Origin of the sequence: Janthinobacterium lividum, assembly GCF_011601275.1 — a bacterium.
Classification (GTDB): domain Bacteria; phylum Pseudomonadota; class Gammaproteobacteria; order Burkholderiales; family Burkholderiaceae_D; genus Janthinobacterium; species Janthinobacterium lividum_E.
This window is the reverse complement of record NZ_JAAOLY010000006.1, coordinates 35793-54300: the sequence shown is the minus strand read 5'-3', so window position 1 is coordinate 54300 and position 18508 is coordinate 35793. Positions and strand designations below refer to the sequence as shown.

General features: G+C 62.1%; 20 protein-coding genes. 15 read left to right on the top strand and 5 right to left on the bottom strand.

Features of this window, described 5'->3' with window-relative positions; translation table 11 throughout:
* Window positions 1-24: 24 nt before the first annotated feature.
* From GYK42_RS10910 to GYK42_RS10860, 11 genes are all read left to right on the top strand, one after another.
* Entirely contained in the window at window positions 25-1230 is a 1206-nt protein-coding gene (locus GYK42_RS10910) for a type II secretion system F family protein (RefSeq protein ID WP_166447529.1), read from the top strand.
* Window positions 1227-2933: a GspE/PulE family protein gene (locus tag GYK42_RS10905; protein ID WP_240943552.1), complete on the top strand. Its 1707-nt coding sequence runs from the start codon at window positions 1227-1229 to the stop codon at window positions 2931-2933. The genes GYK42_RS10910 and GYK42_RS10905 overlap by 4 nt, the downstream gene beginning before the upstream one ends.
* Window positions 2926-3744, top strand: a complete 819-nt coding sequence (locus tag GYK42_RS10900) for a hypothetical protein (protein WP_166447528.1) — start codon at window positions 2926-2928, stop codon at window positions 3742-3744. Before GYK42_RS10905 ends, GYK42_RS10900 begins: the two co-directional genes overlap by 8 nt.
* Complete coding sequence (locus tag GYK42_RS10895; RefSeq protein WP_166447527.1) at window positions 3741-4289, top strand: PilN domain-containing protein; 549 nt, start codon at window positions 3741-3743, stop codon at window positions 4287-4289. Before GYK42_RS10900 ends, GYK42_RS10895 begins: the two co-directional genes overlap by 4 nt.
* Complete coding sequence (locus GYK42_RS10890) at window positions 4286-4870, top strand: hypothetical protein (protein ID WP_166447526.1); 585 nt, start codon at window positions 4286-4288, stop codon at window positions 4868-4870. Before GYK42_RS10895 ends, GYK42_RS10890 begins: the two co-directional genes overlap by 4 nt.
* A complete protein-coding gene (locus GYK42_RS10885) occupies window positions 4867-5388 on the top strand; it encodes a hypothetical protein (protein WP_070303857.1) in 522 nt (173 codons plus the stop codon). Before GYK42_RS10890 ends, GYK42_RS10885 begins: the two co-directional genes overlap by 4 nt.
* Window positions 5388-7415 carry a secretin N-terminal domain-containing protein gene (locus GYK42_RS10880; RefSeq protein WP_166447714.1) on the top strand — a complete coding sequence of 676 codons (2028 nt, stop codon included), beginning with the start codon at window positions 5388-5390 and terminating at the stop codon, window positions 7413-7415. Before GYK42_RS10885 ends, GYK42_RS10880 begins: the two co-directional genes overlap by 1 nt.
* Window positions 7412-7894 (top strand): type II secretion system protein, encoded by a 483-nt coding sequence (locus GYK42_RS10875; protein ID WP_166447525.1) that lies wholly within the window; start codon window positions 7412-7414, stop codon window positions 7892-7894. The genes GYK42_RS10880 and GYK42_RS10875 overlap by 4 nt, the downstream gene beginning before the upstream one ends.
* Before the next feature lie 3 nt (window positions 7895-7897).
* A complete protein-coding gene (locus GYK42_RS10870; RefSeq protein WP_070303853.1) occupies window positions 7898-8290 on the top strand; it encodes a type II secretion system protein in 393 nt (130 codons plus the stop codon).
* Window positions 8291-8295: 5 nt separating this feature from the next.
* The gene (locus GYK42_RS10865) at window positions 8296-8946 is read left to right on the top strand and encodes a type II secretion system protein (protein WP_166447524.1); all 651 of its coding nucleotides are present in this window, start codon (window positions 8296-8298) and stop codon (window positions 8944-8946) included.
* Window positions 8947-9186: 240 nt separating this feature from the next.
* The gene (locus GYK42_RS10860) at window positions 9187-9684 is read left to right on the top strand and encodes an FxDxF family PEP-CTERM protein (RefSeq protein ID WP_166447523.1); all 498 of its coding nucleotides are present in this window, start codon (window positions 9187-9189) and stop codon (window positions 9682-9684) included.
* 133 nt (window positions 9685-9817) lie between these two features.
* On the opposite strand, the gene murJ is transcribed toward GYK42_RS10860, so the two are convergent.
* Window positions 9818-11365 (bottom strand): murein biosynthesis integral membrane protein MurJ, encoded by a 1548-nt coding sequence (gene murJ / locus GYK42_RS10855; RefSeq protein ID WP_166447522.1) that lies wholly within the window; start codon window positions 11363-11365, stop codon window positions 9818-9820.
* Between the two features lie 297 nt (window positions 11366-11662).
* On the opposite strand from murJ, the gene rpsT reads away from it, so the two are divergent.
* Window positions 11663-11929 (top strand): 30S ribosomal protein S20, encoded by a 267-nt coding sequence (gene rpsT, locus GYK42_RS10850; protein WP_010395935.1) that lies wholly within the window; start codon window positions 11663-11665, stop codon window positions 11927-11929.
* 156 nt (window positions 11930-12085) lie between these two features.
* Here rpsT and GYK42_RS10845 read toward each other — a convergent pair whose 3' ends face one another.
* The 3 genes from GYK42_RS10845 to GYK42_RS10835 form a co-directional block, all read right to left on the bottom strand.
* The gene (locus GYK42_RS10845; protein ID WP_166447521.1) at window positions 12086-12529 is read right to left on the bottom strand and encodes a DUF192 domain-containing protein; all 444 of its coding nucleotides are present in this window, start codon (window positions 12527-12529) and stop codon (window positions 12086-12088) included.
* Window positions 12530-12660: 131 nt separating this feature from the next.
* Window positions 12661-12924, bottom strand: a complete 264-nt coding sequence (locus GYK42_RS10840; RefSeq protein ID WP_166447520.1) for a hypothetical protein — start codon at window positions 12922-12924, stop codon at window positions 12661-12663.
* 122 nt (window positions 12925-13046) lie between these two features.
* Complete coding sequence (locus GYK42_RS10835) at window positions 13047-13610, bottom strand: pseudouridine synthase (protein ID WP_166447519.1); 564 nt, start codon at window positions 13608-13610, stop codon at window positions 13047-13049.
* A gap of 281 nt (window positions 13611-13891) precedes the next feature.
* Here GYK42_RS10835 and icd point away from each other — a divergent pair, with 281 nt between their 5' ends.
* Window positions 13892-15145, top strand: a complete 1254-nt coding sequence (icd, locus tag GYK42_RS10830) for an NADP-dependent isocitrate dehydrogenase (RefSeq protein ID WP_046682579.1) — start codon at window positions 13892-13894, stop codon at window positions 15143-15145.
* Between the two features lie 85 nt (window positions 15146-15230).
* On the opposite strand, the gene cspE is transcribed toward icd, so the two are convergent.
* Window positions 15231-15434, bottom strand: a complete 204-nt coding sequence (cspE, locus tag GYK42_RS10825) for a transcription antiterminator/RNA stability regulator CspE (RefSeq protein WP_010395943.1) — start codon at window positions 15432-15434, stop codon at window positions 15231-15233.
* A 321-nt stretch (window positions 15435-15755) separates the two neighbouring features.
* On the opposite strand from cspE, the gene clpS reads away from it, so the two are divergent.
* Entirely contained in the window at window positions 15756-16058 is a 303-nt protein-coding gene (clpS, locus tag GYK42_RS10820; protein ID WP_034751577.1) for an ATP-dependent Clp protease adapter ClpS, read from the top strand.
* Complete coding sequence (gene clpA, locus GYK42_RS10815; RefSeq protein WP_034751575.1) at window positions 16055-18355, top strand: ATP-dependent Clp protease ATP-binding subunit ClpA; 2301 nt, start codon at window positions 16055-16057, stop codon at window positions 18353-18355. The genes clpS and clpA overlap by 4 nt, the downstream gene beginning before the upstream one ends.
* The last annotated feature ends 153 nt before the right edge of the window (window positions 18356-18508 follow it).

The following is an 18508-nucleotide window of genomic DNA, read 5'->3' as shown; positions in this document are numbered from 1 at the left end:
TCTTTTTCCTACGGACAAGCCATCATGCAGTTCGAAGTACGCGCGCTTTCCACGGACCAGGCCGTAGCTACCTTGCAGACGTACGTGATCGACGGCCGCGACGAAGCCGACGCGTGCCGCCAGGCCGAAGCGCGCGGCCTGTTTGTCAGCGCCATCCGCCCCGTGCGGGCCACGCCGTTCAGCGCGGCCGGGCGTCAGCGGGCGCGGGCCTTGCCCCTGCTGCTGTTCAGCCAGGAATTGCTGGCGCTGCTGCAAGCGGGCCTGGGCATCGTCGAGGCGCTGGAAGCCTTGCTGGAAAAGGAGGCCTCGCCGGCCACGCGCAGCGTGCTCACGCGCCTGCTGGAAGGCTTGCGCGAAGGCAAGCGCTTTTCCGCCGTGCTGGGCGAGCAATCTGAACTGTTTCCTCCCCTGTATATCGGCATCGTCAAGGCGGCCGAGGGCACGAGCGACTTGCCGCGCGCCCTGTCGCGCTACATCGACTACCAGCAGCGCATCGATACGGTGCGGTCCAAAATCGTCAGCGCCGCCATCTATCCCGCCATCCTGCTGGCCGTGGGCGGCGGCGTCAGCGCCTTCCTGATCAGCTATGTGGTGCCCCGTTTCGCCGAGGTCTATCAGGGCGCCGGGCGCAACCTGCCTTGGATGTCGCAAGTGATGCTCAGCTGGGGCCAGTTCGTCACGCAGCATGGCGTGTTGCTGTTGCTCGGGCTGGCACTCGTCGGCAGCATCGTGTTCACCGCCGTGCGGCGCGTACTGCGCAACGGCGGCGTGGCGCGCCTGCTGGCGAAGTTGCCCGGCATTGGCGAGCGCGTGCGCATCTATGAACTGTCGCGTCTGTACCTGACCCTGGGCATGCTGGCCGAGGGCGGCATCACCATCGTGCAGGCGATCGCCACCGTGCAGGCGATGGTCTCGCCGGGCATGCAGGCGTCCTTGCAGCAGGCGCGCGGCGCCATCGAGGCGGGCCAGCCGCTGTCGTCCGCGTTCGAGCAGCATCAATTGACGACGCCCATTTCCCTGCGCATGCTGCGCGTGGGCGAGCGCACGGGCGACATGGGCCCCATGCTGACGCAGTCGGCCGCCTTTTACGACGGCGAAATCAGCCGCTGGATCGACCGTTTTACGCGCACCTTCGAGCCGCTGCTGATGGCCGCCATCGGCCTCGTCGTGGGGGCCATCGTGATCCTGCTGTACATGCCCATCTTTGACCTTGCCGGCGATATTTCATGATGCAAACCGAATCCGCGTCTGTTGCGCCCATCGTGGCCATCGACCCTGCGCTGCTGCAGCGCGCGCGCGTCCTGAGCCGGCAATCGAAGCGCAGCCTGGTCGAGGAATTGCAGGAACTGAGCGGCATCGAGGCGCGCGCCGTGGTGCGTGAACTGGCGCGCCCGTTCGGTCTGGACGTGCTGGAAACGGCCGACATGCTGGCCTTGTCTCCCGCCTTCGATGTGCTGCCATTGTCGCAGGCGCTGGCGCGCCACAGCGTGCTGCTGCGCGCCGCCGACGGCCAACTGGTGGGCGTGATCGCCGACCCGTTCGATCTCGACCTGCAAACCTGGCTGAATGCGCGCGCGGGGCAGGGCGCCTTGAGTATCCGCCTGGCGTTGCAGGCCGACATCGGCGCCTATCTGTCGAAGCAGGAAGAATCGGCGCGCGCCGTTGACAGCCTGCTGCCCGGCGCCGCCAGTGACGCGCGGCGCGACGGCAAGACGGCCGCCGTGCTGTCGTTCGCCAGCGTCTCGGAAGCGGCCAGCCCCGCCGTCAAGCTGGTCAACTCGACCCTGTATGACGCGCTGAAGGCGGGCGCCTCGGACATCCACCTGGAAAGCACGGCCGGCGGCCTGGCCGTCAAGTACAGGGTCGACGGCGTGCTCGATCACGCCACGTCCGTCAACGGCATCGAAGTGGCCGAGCATATCATCTCGCGCCTGAAAGTGCTGGCTGAACTCGATATCGCCGAGCGCCGCGTGCCGCAGGACGGCAGCTTCCGCGTCGAGTCGGGCGGGCGTGAAATCGACTTGCGCGTCTCCATCATGCCCAGCATCCATGGCGAGGACGCCGTCATCCGCATCCTGGACAAGCGCGCCATGATCGAAGCGTATGGCGCGCTGACCCTTGAAGCGCTGGGCTTTGACTCGCCATCGCTGGTCGCCCTGCGCGCGCTGGCGCAGGAAGCCTACGGCATGCTGCTCGTCACCGGCCCCACGGGCTCGGGCAAGACGACGACCCTGTATGCGGCGCTGACGGAAATCCACAACGGGCGAGAAAAGATCATCACCATCGAAGACCCCGTCGAATACCAGCTGCCCGGCATTCTGCAAATCCCCGTCAATGAAAAGAAGGGGCTGACCTTTGCCAAGGGCTTGCGCTCGATTTTGCGGCACGACCCCGACAAGATCATGGTGGGCGAGATCCGCGACCGCGAGACGGCGGAAATCGCCGTGCAGTCGGCCCTCACGGGCCACCTGGTACTCACCACCGTGCATGCGAATAATGTGTTCGACGTGTTCGGCCGTTTTACCCACATGGGCATCGACCCGTATGCGTTCGTCTCGGCCCTGAACGGCATCTGGGCGCAGCGCCTGATCCGCACCAACTGCCCCCATTGCGCCACGGAATACACACCCGACGACAGTGAGCTGGCCAGCGTGGGCCTGGCGCGGGCCGACGTGGCGCAGTATCAATTCAAGCATGGCAAGGGCTGCGGCGACTGCCGCGGCACGGGCTACAAGGGGCGCCGCTCGATCGCCGAAATCCTCGTGCTGACCGATGAAATCCGCGAATTGATCGTCGATAAGAAGCCGATCCGCCAGATCAAGGCGGCTGCGTATGCGAACGGCACGCGCAGCCTGCGCCTGGCGGCGCTGGAACTGGTCAAGCGGGGCGCCACCACCATCACGGAAATCAAGAGGGTCACCCTGCATGCGTAGAGGTCTTGGACAAGGATTGCGCCTGGGCGTGGCGGCGGGCAAGGTGAGCCTTTGGCGCGGCAGCCGCTGGCGCGCGCCCGCCTGGACGCCGCTGGGCGAAGCCGCGTATGCGCCGGACGACGCGGCGTACGGCGACTTTGCGGCCTTGGGCCAGGCGCTGGAACAGATACTGCCGGCTGGCGAATACGCGGGCTGGCCCCTGTCCGTGGTGCTCGACGATGGACTGGCGCGCCTGTGGCAAGTGGACATGCCGCAAGGCGCCGCGCGCCTGGCCGACATCGAGGCGGCTGCCGCGCTGCGCTTCCAGTCGCTGTATGGCGATGCGCCCGGCTTGTGGCACAGCAGCAGCGCCTGGGATGCGCGCGCGCCGTTTTTCTGCGCCGTGCCCCGTGCGCTGCTGGCGCAGCTGACGCGCGTGGCCGATGCACGCAAGCTGGCCCTGATTTTCATTACGCCGCAATTCGCGCGCCACTGGAACCGCTGGCATGGCGCGTTGAAGCCGGGCGCCTGGTTTGGCCAGTTGCAGGAAAACACCCTGACCCTGGGCGTGCGCCACGATGGCCGCCTGCGCGCCGTGCGCGCGCTGCCCGTGCCGCCTGGCGCTGGCAGGGAGTGGCTGGCGCAGACCTTGGCGCGCGAAGCGCTGCTGCAAGGCGTGTCCGCACCGGCGCTGCTGCAGCTGTGCGGCGCGGCGCCAGCGGCATGGCTGACGCCGGCGAAAGAGTTCCACTGCCAGGTTTTTTCCATGCCGGATGGCGAAGGCGCCTTGTCGCCGGCCGCCCGGCTGGCCCGCAGCGGAGGCGTGGCATGACGCGCCTCGATATCGATTTCGCGCCTCCAAATTGGCGCCGCGGCCTGCACCGCGTGCCCGCCTGGGCGTGGTGCATCGGTGCGCTGGGCGTGGCGCTGGCCGTCACGGCGGCGTACAGCGGCAGCGCCGCGCTGCAGCGCCAGCAGCTGCGCGAGGGACAGTTGCAGCGCGCCCAGCAGCGCGTGCTGGCCGCCACGCAGGGGCCGGCGCCGGTGGTGTCCACGCCGATCGCGCCGGCGCAGGCGGCGGCCGTGAATGCGGCCATCCTGCAATTGAACCTGCCGTGGCGCGATCTGCAGGATGCGCTGGCCAGCGCCACGCCGCCAGGGGTCGCGCTGCTGGCGCTGGAACCGGATGCGCGCAAGCGCGTGCTGAAGATCACGGCCGAAACCACCAGCAGCGACGCCATGGTGGCGTATGTGGCGCAACTGAAGCAGCAGGAGTTGTTCGGCACGCGCGTGCAGCTGCTGCGCCATGAAATCAACGCGCTCGATCCGAACAAACCCTTGCGCTTCCAGCTTGAAGCACGCTGGGGCACGCCATGATGGCCATCGACCTCAATAGCTTGCGCCTGCGCGCGCAACTGCTGCTGCGCCGCCTGGGCGCGCCCGCCTGCCTGGCCGTCGCCCTGCTCGCGCTGGGAGTGGCTGCATGGGTCTGGACCTGGCAGCAGCGCGCCGTGGCGGCGCAGCTGGAAGCGCGGCCCTTGCCGCAGCCAGCGCTGGTCGTAATGGCTGCGGCGGCGCCGGCGACGGCCAGCGAAAACCTGGCGCGCTTTTATGCCGCCCTGGGACAGCAGCGCCACGCGGAGCAGCAAGTCAAGCAGCTGTTCGACCTGGCCGCGAAAAACGGCTTGCTGCTGTCGCAGGGTGAATACAAGAGCGGCTACGACAAGGCCAGCCGTGTCGCCACCTACCAGGTGACCTTGCCGCTGAAGGGCAGTTATGCGGCCGTGTGGCAGTTCGCGCTGCAAGCGCTGCGCGCCGTCCCCTTCGCCTCGCTGGATGAACTGAGTTTTCGCCGCGAGCAGATTGCCGATACGCAACTCGAAGCGCGCTTGCGCCTGACCTTTTATTTGACAGATGCGCTGACCGATGCGCCTGGCGCTGCGGGAGAAGCGCCATGACCCCGCGCCATTATCTGATGCTGGCCGGCGTGCTGGGCGCGGGCGCCTTGCTGCTGTTCGGCGAACGCCAGCCCGTGGCCGACGTGGCCGAAGCGGTAGAGCGGGCCGTCGCGCCCGCGCGCCATGCGGCTGCCAAAGCACCTGCCGCGCAGCCGGCCATCCTGGCCCTGCTGCCGCGCAGCGAAGTGGCGGGCGAGGATGGCGACACCTTTGGCGGCGCCGGCGCTGTCTTCCAGAGCCAGAACTGGAATCCGCCGCCGCCGAAAATGGCGGTGACGGCCGCACCGCCGCCACCGCCGCCGATGGCGCCGCCGCTGCCCTTCGTCTACCTGGGCAAGGCGGCCGCCGACGGCGCCTGGGAAGTGTTTTTGTCGCGCGCCGACAAGACGTATATCGTGCGCGCCAATACCGTCATCGATGGCGCCTACAAGGTCGTGACGATCGCGCCGCCCGTCATGACGCTTACCTACTTGCCGTTGAACCAGGTTCAGCAGCTCAACATTGGAGTTTCCGAGTGATGTCTCGTTCCTTTTCATCGGCGCTGCTGCTCTTGTTGCTGTCGGGCTGCGCAGGGCAGCAGGCTTACCGCGACGGGCGCGAGCTGATCGCGCAAGACCAGGTGCCGGCCGGCCTGCAAAAGCTGCAGGAAGCGCTGCAGCAGGACCCCGGCAACGCGCAATACCGCAGTGCCTATCTGCAGGCGCGCGAACGGGCGACCGGCAACCGCTTGCAGCAGGCCGAGCGCCAGGCGCAGGCGGGGCAGGTCGACTTGGCGCGTGCCTCCTTCATGAGCGTGCTGGAAATCGATGCGCAAAACGAGCGGGCCAACAGCGGCTTGCGCGCGCTCGAACGCGAGCAGCGCCAGGGCAAGCTGCTGGCCGAAGCGCAAAAGGATATCGAGGCCAAGCGCTACGATCCCGCGCGCCAGCGCCTGAACGCCATCCTCACGGAGCAGCCGAACCATGCGGGCGCGCGCACGCTGCTGCGCGACGTCGACGACAAAACGGCGCCGCCCGTGGTCGAATCGGGCCTGGCCAAATCGTACAAGCAGCCGATCACGATCGAGTTTCGCGACGCGCCGTTAAAGCAGGTGTTCGAATTGATCGCGCGTCGTTCCGGCCTCAATTTCGTCTTCGACAAGGACGTCAAGGCGGACGCGAAAACCTCGATCTTCCTGAAAAACAGCACGGTGGAATCAGCCGTCTACTTCCTGCTGGTGACGAACCAGCTGGAGCAGCAGGTGATGGATGCGAATACGATCCTGATCTACCCGAACGTGGCGGCGAAATTGAAGGAGTACCAGGAAGTGCTGGTAAAGACCTTCTTCCTGGCGAACGCGGACGCCAAGCAGGTGGCCAACACGCTCAAGACCATTTTGAAGACGCGCGACGTGGTGGCCGATGAAAAGCTCAACCTCGTCATCGTGCGTGACACGCCAGAGGCGATCCGCCTGGCCGAACGCCTGATCGCGCTGCAGGACGTGCCCGAGGCGGAAGTGGTGCTGGAACTGGAAATCCTCGAAGTCAAGCGCAGCCGCCTGATGGAACTGGGCGTGGCCTGGCCTTCGAGCCTGACCCTGACGCCATTGAGCACGTCGGGCGGCGTGGGGCTGACCATCAACGACCTGAATAATCTGAACCAGCGCACCATCGGCGTGAACAACCTGGCCGTGACGGCAAACGCCAACAAGACGGACGGCGACGCGAACATCCTGGCCAACCCGCGCATCCGCGTGCGCAACCGGGAAAAGGCGAAGTTCGTCATCGGCGACAGGGTGCCCGTGGTGACCACCACCATCTCGCCGGGCACGGGCGGCTTCGCTTCCGAATCGATCAGCTACCTGGACGTGGGCCTGACGGTGAACGCCGAGCCGACCATTTATTTGAACAACGAGGTGGGCATCCGCATCTCGCTCGAAGTGAGCAACCTGGGCGCGGCCACCACCACCCGCAGCGGCTCGACCCTGTACCAGATCGGCACGCGCCAGGCGTCGACCATGCTGCAGCTGAAGGATGGCGAAAACCAGGTGCTGGCTGGCCTGATCAACAATGAAGAGCGCAGTTCGGGCAACAAGGTGCCGGGCCTGGGCGACATCCCCGTGCTGGGGCGGCTGTTCGGCAGCAGCAAGGACGACAGCCAGAAGACGGAAATCGTGCTGTCGATCACGCCGCACCTGGTGCGCACGGTGCAGCGTCCGGAAGCGAAGGAATCGGAATTCTCGGCCGGCACAGAAGGCAGCTTCCGCCGCCGTCCCGACATGGCGGCCAAGGCGCCCACGCAGATGCCGGGCACGGTGATCGTGCGTTCCGGCCCGTCGGCCGTCGGCATGCAGCCGGCGCCGGCGCAGCCGATGATGACGCCGGGAGCTTTACCGGCGCCGCTGCCGCAGACGGTGCCCGCACCGGAAGTGGCGCCGTCGCCCGAGCCGGCCGCTTCGCCCTTGCCGATATCGTCGGGCCAGCCCGTACCGCTGCAGGCGGCACCCTTGCCGCTGTCGTCGAGCCAGCCGGTGCCGGTGAGCCCGCCGCCACCGCCTGCCAAATGAGACTGGCGCGTGCGCAGGGTGGCTTTACCCTGATCGAACTGCTGGTGACCCTGGCCATCTTGGGCGTGCTGGCCACCCTGGTCATTCCCGTCACGCAGGTGACGGTGCAGCGGCGCCAGGAGCAGGAATTGCGGCGCGCGCTGCGCGAGATCCGCCAGGGGATCGATGCCTATAAACGGGCTGGCGACGAGGGCCGCATCGTGCGCGCGACAGACGCCAGCGGTTATCCGAAAAGCCTGGAACTGCTGGTCGAAGGCGTGGCGGACCAGCGCAACCCGAAGCGCAGCAAGATGTTCTTTTTGCGCCGCGTGCCGCGCGACCCGTTCAATGGGGATGCTGGCCTCAGTGATGCGCAAACGTGGGGCAAGCGCAGCTACGCCAGCGAGGCGGACGAACCGCGCGAGGGCGACGATGTCTACGATGTGTACTCCACGTCCGGCAAGACCGGCTTGAACAACGTGCCTTACCGTCTATGGTGAACCATGGCCGCTGAAAACACCCAGGTCCGCACGCGCGGCTTTACCCTGATCGAATTGCTGGTGGTGCTCGGCATCGTGGCGTTGCTGCTGACCCTGGCCGTGCCCCGCTACTTTCCCAGCCTCGACAAGGCGAAGGAAACCGTGCTGGCGGACAATTTGCGCAATCTGCGCACGACCATCGACCAGTTCCACGGCGATACGGGGCGCTATCCCGATTCGCTGGAGCAACTGGTGGAAAAGAAATACCTGCGCGCCATGCCCATCGATCCCATCACGGATAGCGACAGCAGCTGGCTCATCGTGCCGCCGCCCGACGACACGCCGGGCCAGGTGTATGACGTGAAAAGCGGCGCGCCCGGCAAGGACCGCAGCGGCACGCCGTTCGCCGACTGGTAGCGGCCATGCACCGTCCTGCGCGCCGCCAGCGCGGTTTTACTTACCTGGGCCTGATCATCCTGGTGGCCATCCTGGGCCTCGTGGGGGCGGCCGGCCTGAAGATGGGTTCCTTGCTGCAGCGCCAGGCGGCCGAGCAGGAATTGCTCGATATCGGCGCGCAGTTTTCAGATGCCCTCTACAGCTATGCGGCCGCCACGCCGCCGGGCCAGCCGCAACAGCCGCCCAGCCTTGCAGCCATGCTGCGCGATCCCCGTACGCCCCAGCTGCGCCGGCATTTGCGCAAGCTGTTTGTCGATCCCATCACGGGACGTGCCGAGTGGGGCTTGCTCTACCAGCCCGGCAGCAACGGCATCATCGGCGTGCACAGCCTGTCGCAGGCGGCGCCATTAAAAGTTGGCAATTTCGAGGCCCGGTTCACCGGCTTTGAAGGCAAGGCGCATTTTTCGGAATGGCGCTTCATGGTCGATGCACGGGTGTCATCCGTGCCGTCCGCAGGGCCGGCAGCTGTGCCGGCAAGTGATGAGGCCGGCATTACGCCCGCCTTGCCGGTGCCACCGTTGTTTTCCCGCCCTGTTACTCCACCGCAAGAACAGACGCCGCCAGAGCCAATTGAGCAGCCTGAACTGCAAAATTCCGCTGAAAACGCTGCCGAATAGGCGTTTTTACCTTAAAACATGGGAAAAATAAATGTATGCGCCGGTAACTATTTTTCTGTAGAAATTCATAGATAGAGGCAAATAGTTCATTAAAAAAATAGTTATCTCAGGTGAAACTTCGATAAAATATTTATAAGTAATTCAATGCAATTATGCTACCATTCTGTTCAGTACTTCCGGTACTAAAACTATTGGTGGCCTGCGCATTGCAGCCATAAATTACTTTTTAAGGGATAAGCTATGAAATTGAAATTTATCGCTGCAGGCATCATGGCAGCAGCATCGTTCAGCGCATCGGCAGCAACCTACGACCTGGGTATCCTGGATCCAACCGGTTCGGATACCTTGTCGGCTTTCACGACCAAGTTCGCCATCAATTCGGAGATCAATGATTCGTGGACCTTCCAGTTGCTGGCTCCATCGTCGACCTCGTTCGGTGCTCTGCAAACGTTCTCCGTTGCTAACGGCGCAATCAAGGATTTCGCAGCGACCCTGGTCGGCTATGGCGACCTGGCCAAGAGCACGGCTAGCGGCATCCAGAATCTGAGCTGGGCAGGTCAATTGGCCGCAGGCACTTACACGGTGCAAGTCACGGGCCTGACCCTGGTGAAAAATGTTCAGTACGTGGGCACGGTTTCGGCCCTGCCAGTACCAGAGCCAGAAACCTACGGCATGCTGCTGGGCGGCCTGGCATTGGTTGGCGCCGTGGCCCGCCGCCGCGCCAAGAACGCTGCCTAAGCTTTCGCTGCAATGAAAAAACCCGCTTCGGCGGGTTTTTTTTCGTCTGGATCATCTGCGCAGGACCAGGCGCCAAGTCGAAGACAGTACGCCAGTACGGCGAGACGCCGGCAACAACGTCCTGCGCAGCTGGTCAAGCGTGGCGCTTGAAGTCGCGGAAGCGGAAGCCGACCAGTAATAGCGTGGCAAAGTACGCCACGCCGCACAGGGCCACCACCAGGGCCAGCGCGCCGGCCCGCAGCAACGGATGGGCTTGCATGGCGATCCAGTCGATGCGCACGGCGCCAACATACGCCACGCCGCCCATCACGATGAGTGCCGGTAGCAGGCGCAGGAAGAACTTGGCCCAGCCCGGTTTCGGCTGGTAGATGCTGCGCTTGCGCAAGCCCCAGTAGAGAAAAGTGGCGTTCAGGCAGGCGCCCAGGCCGATCGACAGGGCCAGGCCGGCCACGGCGATGTAGGGCACGAACAGCAGATTCATCAGCTGCGTGGCGATCAAGACGCCGATGGCGATTTTCACGGGCGTACGGATGTCCTGGCGCGCATAGAACGCGGGCGCGAGAGTCTTGACGAGGATGATGCCGATCAGGCCCAGGCTGTAGGCCACGAGCGGCTGCGTCGACATGGTCACGGATTCGGCCGTGAATTTGCCGTAGTGGAAGAGGGTGGCGATCAGCGGCGTGGCCAGGGTCGCCATGCCGACGGCAGCGGGCAGGGCCAGCAGGAAAGTCAGGCGCAAGCCCCAGTCCAGCAGGGCCGAGTATTCCATCTTGTCGCCATCCACGTTCGCTTTCGACAGGCTGGGCAGCAAGATGGTGCCCAGGGCCACGCCCAGCATGGCGGTGGGGAACTCCATCAGGCGGTCCGCATACGACAGCCAGGAAATGCTGCCCTCGGCAAGGCGTGACGCGATGCTCGTGTTGATCATCAGGCTGATCTGCGCTGCGGAGACGGCGAACACGGCCGGTCCCATCTTTTTCAGCACGCGGCGCACACCGCCGTCGGACAGGCCGATGGCGGGATTGATCGACAGGCGCGGCAGCATGCCGATCTTGATCAGCGCGGGAATCTGGATGGCTACCTGCAGCAGGCCGCCGGCAAACACGGCAATGGCCATGGCGTAGATCGGCTGTTTTAAATAGGGCGCGAGGAACAGCGAGGCGGCGATGAACGACAGGTTCAGCAGCACCGGCGTGAATGCGGGAATCTTGAATTCGCGCCAGGTATTCAAAATGCCGCCGGCCAGGGCCACGAACGACATGCAAGTAATATAAGGGAACATCAAGCGCGTCATCCACACGGCCGCGTCAAAAGCGCCCGGGTCCTTGGAGAGACCCGTGGCGATCACATACACGAACCAGGGCGCGCCGACGATGCCGATGGCGGACACGAGCAAGGTGGCCCAGACGAGCGTGGTGGCCACATGATCGGCCAGCTTCTTGCTCGCTTCCTGGCCGTGCTGATTCTTGTATTCAGACAAGATCGGCACGAAGGCTTGCGAGAACGCTCCCTCTGCAAACAATCGGCGCAACAGGTTGGGGATGCGGAAGGCAACAATGAAGGCGTCCGTGTAGGCGCCGGCGCCAAAGGCGCGCGCGAACAGGCTTTCGCGCAATAATCCGGTTACACGGGACAGCATGGTCATGCTGGAGATGGCGGCGAGGGTTTTAAGCAAGTTCATGGGGGCAGATTATAGCCGGGAGCGGTACTGGAAAACGGTTAAAATATGGTAACAATTGCCACCGATTCGCCCTTGCCGGCCTCATTTTCACGTGTTTTTGGCGTGATACACGGTTTTTTGATTTGCTCCCGCTTGAAAATATCGCTATAATCGAAGGCTGTACAGAATTCTGTTACGCAGACACTAATGTTTGACAGGCACTGGTTTGGCACACATGGTTCGGCAGACGCACAGAACGCACCGGTTGGCAAACACTAATGTTTGCAAACGCACTTTGACCCTGTTTTAGGAAATTCCATGGCAAATACCGCACAAGCGCGCAAACGCGCTCGTCAAGCAGTTAAGCAAAACGCACACAATTCGTCCCAACGTTCGACCTTGCGCACGGCTATCAAAGCTGCTCGCAAAGCGATCCAGGGCGGCGACAAGGCAGCTGCTGCTGCAATCTTCCAAGCATCCGTGTCGACCATCGACCGTATCGCTGACAAGAAGATCATCCACAAAAACAAGGCAGCTCGCCATAAGAGCCGTCTGGCAGCTGCTTTGAAAGCACTGTCCGCTTAATATTCGCCAGCAGGCAAGCCACCACGGTGGCCTTGCCTGTGCCGGTACGCTGGCACTGGTTGAAAAGCAAAAACCCGCAGATTCGTTCTGGCGGGTTTTTTCGCGTTTTCACTCTGATTTTTAAGGCCGCGTCCGCTAGCGGCCCGCCGTCACGCCCTAGCGTGCCGCCGGCAAGTTGCCGATGCTCATGCCCGGCTTGATGTTCTTTTGCTTGAACCAGCCCAGATTCATTTCCAGCGCATAGCGCACGGGCACGGTCTTCGTGGAGCAATGGCTGTCGAGCGTGTGCGGCTGCATGTCTTCGATGTTGACGATCTTGCCGCTGGCGTCGATAAAGGCCACGGACAGGGGCAGCGGCGTGTTTTTCATCCACATGCATTGCGTGGATGGATTGCCAAAGACAAACAGCATGCCTGCATTGGCCGGCATCTTTTCGCGGTACATCAAGCCCTGTTCGCGCTGCTCTTCCGTGGCGGCCACTTCCGCCTGGATCAAATGCATGCCGGCCGACAGTTGCAAGCTCCTGGTTTGCGCCTGGGCCATGCTGGCGCAAGACAACAGGGCGATGGACAGGCTGAGACGGCAAAGGGAATTTTTCATGGGGCGAGACAGTGGCTGTGAAGCGGCGATTAAGCCATGCTGGCGGCTGCCTGGTCAAGCATGCTGCCTGGCCGCGCTGAAAGCGTGGGGTTACAGCAACATGCTCGCCGTCGTAATTCCGGGAACCGCCCTTACTTCACTGGCTTGCCTTCAGCGGCTGGCTGCTTCGTCTTGCGCGCCTGGGGAATCAGGCGCGGCGCATCGGTTGCAGCCGATGCGTTGATGGAGGCCGATGCCGGCGGCACGGGCTTGCTGGCGTCGGTGGCGGCCGAGGCGTGGCTTGCTGCCGATGCCGGTGGCGGCTTGGCGGCATCGGTCGCGGCGGAAGCGTGCACCTGGGCGCCCGACTGGGCCAGTGCGGCGCCGGCAAGCAGGGATGCGGTCAGGGTTAACATTACTTTTTTCATCATCTTTCCTTTTCCGTCATGTTAAGGTCAGATGATTTTAATGCATTATCTAAAAATAAATAATTCTTATTGGCAAAATTTAGCGTCGCAGCCGTCTTTTCCTGGCCTGTTTACGCTTTGCCAATGTTCTCGGCCGGCACTTCGCACCATTCTCCCGGCATCAATGGATGGCTGGCCAGCGAGAACGGGCCGATGGCGCTGCGCACCAGGCGCAAGGTGGGCAGGCCGACGGCCGCCGTCATGCGCCGCACTTGCCGGTTTTTTCCTTCTTTCAATGTGATCGCCAGCCATGAGGTCGGCTTGTCGGCGCGCGCGCGGATCGGTGGATTGCGGGGCCACAGCCAGTCCGGCTCGGCGATGCGCACGGCCTTGCACGGCTTGGTGATGAAGTCGCCCAGGTCCAGCGGCGCCTGCAGGCGCGCCAGGCTGGCCGCATCGGGCACGCCGTCGACCTGCACCAGGTAGGTTTTCGCTTCCTTGCGGTCCGGGTGGCTGATCTCGTGCTGCAGGCGGCCGTCGTCCGTCAGCAGCAGCAAGCCTTCGCTGTCGGCGTCAAGCCGGCCGGCCGGATAGATGCCGGGGATGGTGAGATGGTCGGCCAGGGTGGTGCGGCCCTCCTGCGGCGAAAACTGGCACAGGACCTGGAATGGTTTATTGAAGAGTATGAGTGGCATGCTGGCTAAATGGATGCAAACGATGGTGGCTGCTGGTCGGCGCCGCAAAAGCGTGGCGCCCTGTAAGATACTGGTGCATAATGTGGAATGTTAGTCTTATGTCTTATAGAAGACTATGGCGATGCGGTTCTTTGGTAATGCGGATGGCCCGGGTGTTCTTTCCCTGCTAAAGTGCGTTGTTGCCGCCCTGTTCGGACTTTGTTTTTGTAAACTCTGCAACCGCAGAGCGCGTCGCCGGCCTGTGTTGCCCGCCAGCGGTGTGTCCCACTTCGGAGATCACGATGTATCAACATATCACTGTACCTGCTGACGGCCAAAAAATCACCGTCAACGCCGATTTTTCGCTGAATGTACCAGATAATCCCATCGTTCCCTTCATCGAAGGCGATGGCACGGGCATCGATATCAGCCCGGTCATGATCAAGGTGATCGACGCGGCCGTGGCCAAGGCCTACGGCGGCGCGCGCAAGATCAGCTGGATGGAAATCTATGCGGGCGAAAAATCGACGAATGTGTACGGCCCCGATGTGTGGCTGCCGGAAGAAACCCTGGAAGTACTCAAGGATTACGTGGTGTCCATCAAGGGCCCGCTGACGACGCCCGTTGGCGGCGGCATCCGCTCGCTGAACGTGGCCCTGCGCCAGCAGCTCGATCTGTACGTCTGCCTGCGCCCCGTGCGCTACTTCACGGGCGTGCCATCGCCCGTGAAAGAGCCGGAAAAGACGGACATGGTGATTTTCCGCGAAAACTCGGAAGATATCTATGCCGGCATCGAATACCAGCAAGGTTCCCCTGAGGCCAAGAAATTGATGGATTTTCTCGTCAATGAAATGGGCGTGACCAAGATCCGCTTCCCGGCCACGTCGGGCCTGGGCATCAAGCCCGTGTCCATCGAAGGCACGGAGCGCCTGGTGCGCAAAGCCATCCAGTATGCGATCGACAATGACAAGCCATCCGTGACGATCGTGCACAAAGGTAACATCATGAAGTACACGGAAGGCGGCTTCCGCGACTGGGCGTATGCGCTGGCGCAAAAGGAATTCGGCGCCGAGCTGATCGATGGCGGTCCATGGTGCAAGTTCAAGAATCCGAAGACGGGCCGCGACATCATCGTCAAGGATTCCATCGCTGACGCGTTCCTGCAACAGATTTTGCTGCGTCCGGCCGAATACAGCGTCATCGCCACCCTGAATCTGAACGGCGATTACATTTCCGACGCGCTGGCGGCGCAAGTGGGCGGCATCGGCATCGCGCCGGGCGCCAACCTGTCGGACTCCGTCGCCATGTTCGAAGCGACGCACGGCACGGCGCCGAAATACGCGGGCAAGGACTACGTCAACCCCGGCTCCCTGATCCTGTCGGCGGAAATGATGCTGCGCCACATGGGCTGGCTGGAAGCGGCCGACCTGGTCATTTCTTCGATGCAAAAGTCGATCGCCTCGAAGCGCGTTACTTACGATTTCGCCCGCCTGATGGAGGGCGCCACGCAAGTGTCGTGCTCCGGTTTCGGCGAGGTGATGATCGAGCACATGTAATGGAGGGCAGGGCGCTGCGCGCCCTGCGGACGAAAAAAAACCCCGTTCGAAAACGGGGTTTTTCACATCTGAGGGCCGGCGATGCTTAGGCTGCTTGGATGTTGGAAGCTTGCTTGCCTTTAGGGCCTTGCGTGACTTCGAATTGAACTTTTTGACCTTCTTTGAGGGTCTTGAAACCGTTCATGTTGATTGCGGAGAAATGAGCAAACAAATCTTCGCCGCCATCATCTGGAGTGATGAAGCCAAAACCTTTGGAATCATTGAACCACTTAACTGTACCTGTTGCCATAAAAAGAACTTTCAAAATTAAAACAAATCACACGAGCCATAAAAGCAAGAAGCTTCTTGCCCCCTCCTCGACGTCTCACTTCTTATCAAGCTGTACATTCCTGCAACAGTCGATACAGCATTGTTGGCGGAATAAATAATGAAGTCAAGCGCTTTTCCATCGATATTGCCAAATTCTTCACGACAACCAAAAAAGCAACTCTTGATTTTGACGGCAAGGTCGCCATCTGCGCACTATTAAGAAAACGCGTAAGATTGAAAACAATTGGAAAGGCGTAGATATTGCGCATGACAACCACTGTGAAAGCATTAGAATAAGCGTATGGCAACCAAGCACGACACAGAAACCCTGCTGGAGCGGCAAGTGCTGAAGCCGCCACCGCTCTACCAGGTGGCCTTGCTCAATGACGACTACACCCCGATGGAATTCGTGGTGGCCATCATTCAGGAGTATTTCAACAAGGACCGTGAAACGGCGACGCAAATCATGCTCAGTGTTCATCGCTACGGCAAAGGAGTGTGCGGCGTGTTCTCTAAAGATATAGCGTGTACCAAAGTGGAGTTCGTTTTAACGCATGCGCGCAAGGCGGGGCATCCCCTGCAGTGCGTGATGGAGGAAGTATGATTGCGCAGGAATTAGAAGTAAGTTTGCACATGGCGTTTGTCGAAGCTCGGCAGGCACGGCACGAATTCATCACGGTTGAGCATTTACTGCTGGCACTGCTGGACAATCCCTCTGCTGCCGAGGTGTTGCGTGCCTGCGCGGTCAATATAGAAGACCTGCGCAAGACCCTCACCAATTTCATCGGCGATAACACGCCGACCGTGCCTGGCACGGGCGAAGTCGACACCCAGCCGACGCTTGGTTTCCAGCGCGTGATCCAACGCGCCATTATGCACGTCCAGTCCGCCTCGAACGGCAAGAAGGAAGTCACGGGCGCCAATGTGCTCGTGGCCATCTTCGGCGAAAAGGATTCGCATGCTGTTTACTACCTGCACCAGCAGGGCGTAACGCGCCTGGACGTGGTCAATTTCATTTCGCACGGCGTGCGCAAGGACCAGTCGACGGAAAGCGCGAAAGCCTCCGAAGGCGTGGAAGAAGCGCCTGTCGACGGCCAGCCGAAGGAAAGCCCGCTCGACCAGTTCACGCAAAACCTGAACAAGGCCGCTGCCGAAGGCAAGATCGACCCGCTGATCGGTCGCGAGGAAGAAGTCGACCGCGTGATCCAGATCCTGTGCCGGCGCCGCAAGAACAATCCGCTGCTCGTCGGCGAGGCGGGCGTGGGCAAGACGGCCATCGCCGAAGGCTTGGCTTACCGCATCACGCAAAGCGATGTGCCGGAAATCCTGCAGAATGCCGTCGTGTATTCGCTGGACATGGGCGCCTTGCTGGCCGGTACCAAATACCGCGGCGACTTCGAACAGCGGCTGAAAGCCGTGCTGAAACAGTTGAAGGACAATCCGAACGGCATCCTGTTCATCGACGAGATCCACACCATCATCGGTGCGGGCTCGGCGTCGGGCGGCACCCTGGATGCGTCCAACCTGCTGAAACCGGCGCTGGCCAACGGCCAGTTGAAGTGCATCGGCGCGACCACGTACACGGAATTCCGCGGCGTGTTCGAGAAAGACCATGCACTCTCCCGCCGCTTCCAGAAAGTGGACGTCAACGAGCCGACCGTCGAGCAAACCGTGCAGATCTTGCGCGGCCTCAAGTCGCGTTTCGAAGAGCACCATGGCGTGAAATACTCGGCCTCGGCCCTGTCGACGGCGGCCGAACTGGCGGCGCGCTTCATCAACGACCGCCATCTGCCCGACAAGGCGATCGACGTCATCGATGAAGCGGGCGCGGCGCAGCGCATCTTGCCGAAGTCGAAGCAGAAGAAAACCATCGGCAAGGCCGAGATCGAGGACATCATTGCCAAGATCGCGCGCATTCCGCCGCAAACGGTCAACCAGGACGACCGCAGCAAGCTGCAGACGATCGACCGCGACTTGCGCAATGTCGTCTTCGGGCAAGATCCCGCCATCGACGCGCTGGCTTCGGCCATCAAGATGGCCCGTGCCGGCCTGGGCAAGACGGACAAGCCGATCGGCTCCTTCCTGTTCTCCGGTCCGACCGGCGTCGGCAAGACCGAAGTTGCGAAACAGCTGGCCTTCATCCTCGGTATCGAGCTGATCCGTTTCGACATGTCGGAATACATGGAACGCCACGCCGTCAGCCGTCTGATCGGCGCGCCGCCGGGCTACGTCGGTTTCGATCAGGGCGGTCTGCTGACGGAAGCGATCACCAAGAAGCCGCATGCGGTCTTGCTGCTCGATGAAATTGAAAAAGCCCATCCGGACATTTTCAATATCCTGCTGCAAGTGATGGACCATGGCACCTTGACGGACAACAATGGCCGCAAAGCCGATTTCCGCAACGTGATCATCATCATGACGACCAATGCGGGCGCGGAAAGCTTGCAAAAGACATCGATCGGTTTCACCAACTCGAAGCAGGCTGGCGACGAGATGGCCGACATCAAGCGCATGTTTACGCCGGAGTTCCGCAACCGTATCGATGCGACCATCAGCTTCCGCGCACTGGACCAGGAAATCATCCTGCGCGTGGTCGACAAGTTCCTCATGCAGCTGGAAGAGCAGTTGCACGAGAAAAAGGTCGAAGCCGTGTTTACCGAGAAGCTGCGTGCTTTCCTTGGCAAGAAAGGCTTCGATCCGCTGATGGGCGCGCGGCCGATGGCGCGTTTGATCCAGGACATGATCCGCAAGGCCCTGGCCGACGAGTTGCTGTTCGGCCGCCTGGTCACCGGTGGACGCGTCACCGTCGATCTCGACGACAAGGATCAGGTCTTGCTGGAATTCCCGGAACCGCCAGATGCGGCGCCGACGGCTGCGCCGGAAACGGTGGAAGTCGAATAAACTTTCTGCCGTCAACGAAAAACCCGCCCACGCAAGTGGCGCGGGTTTTTTTACGTTTTTGTGGGCAATAAAGAAGGTTTTCTTTGGTCGTAGTTATGCCAGAATTGCTGTCCGGTATCGACATGATGTCCATGCCGCCTCATCGCCCTGACC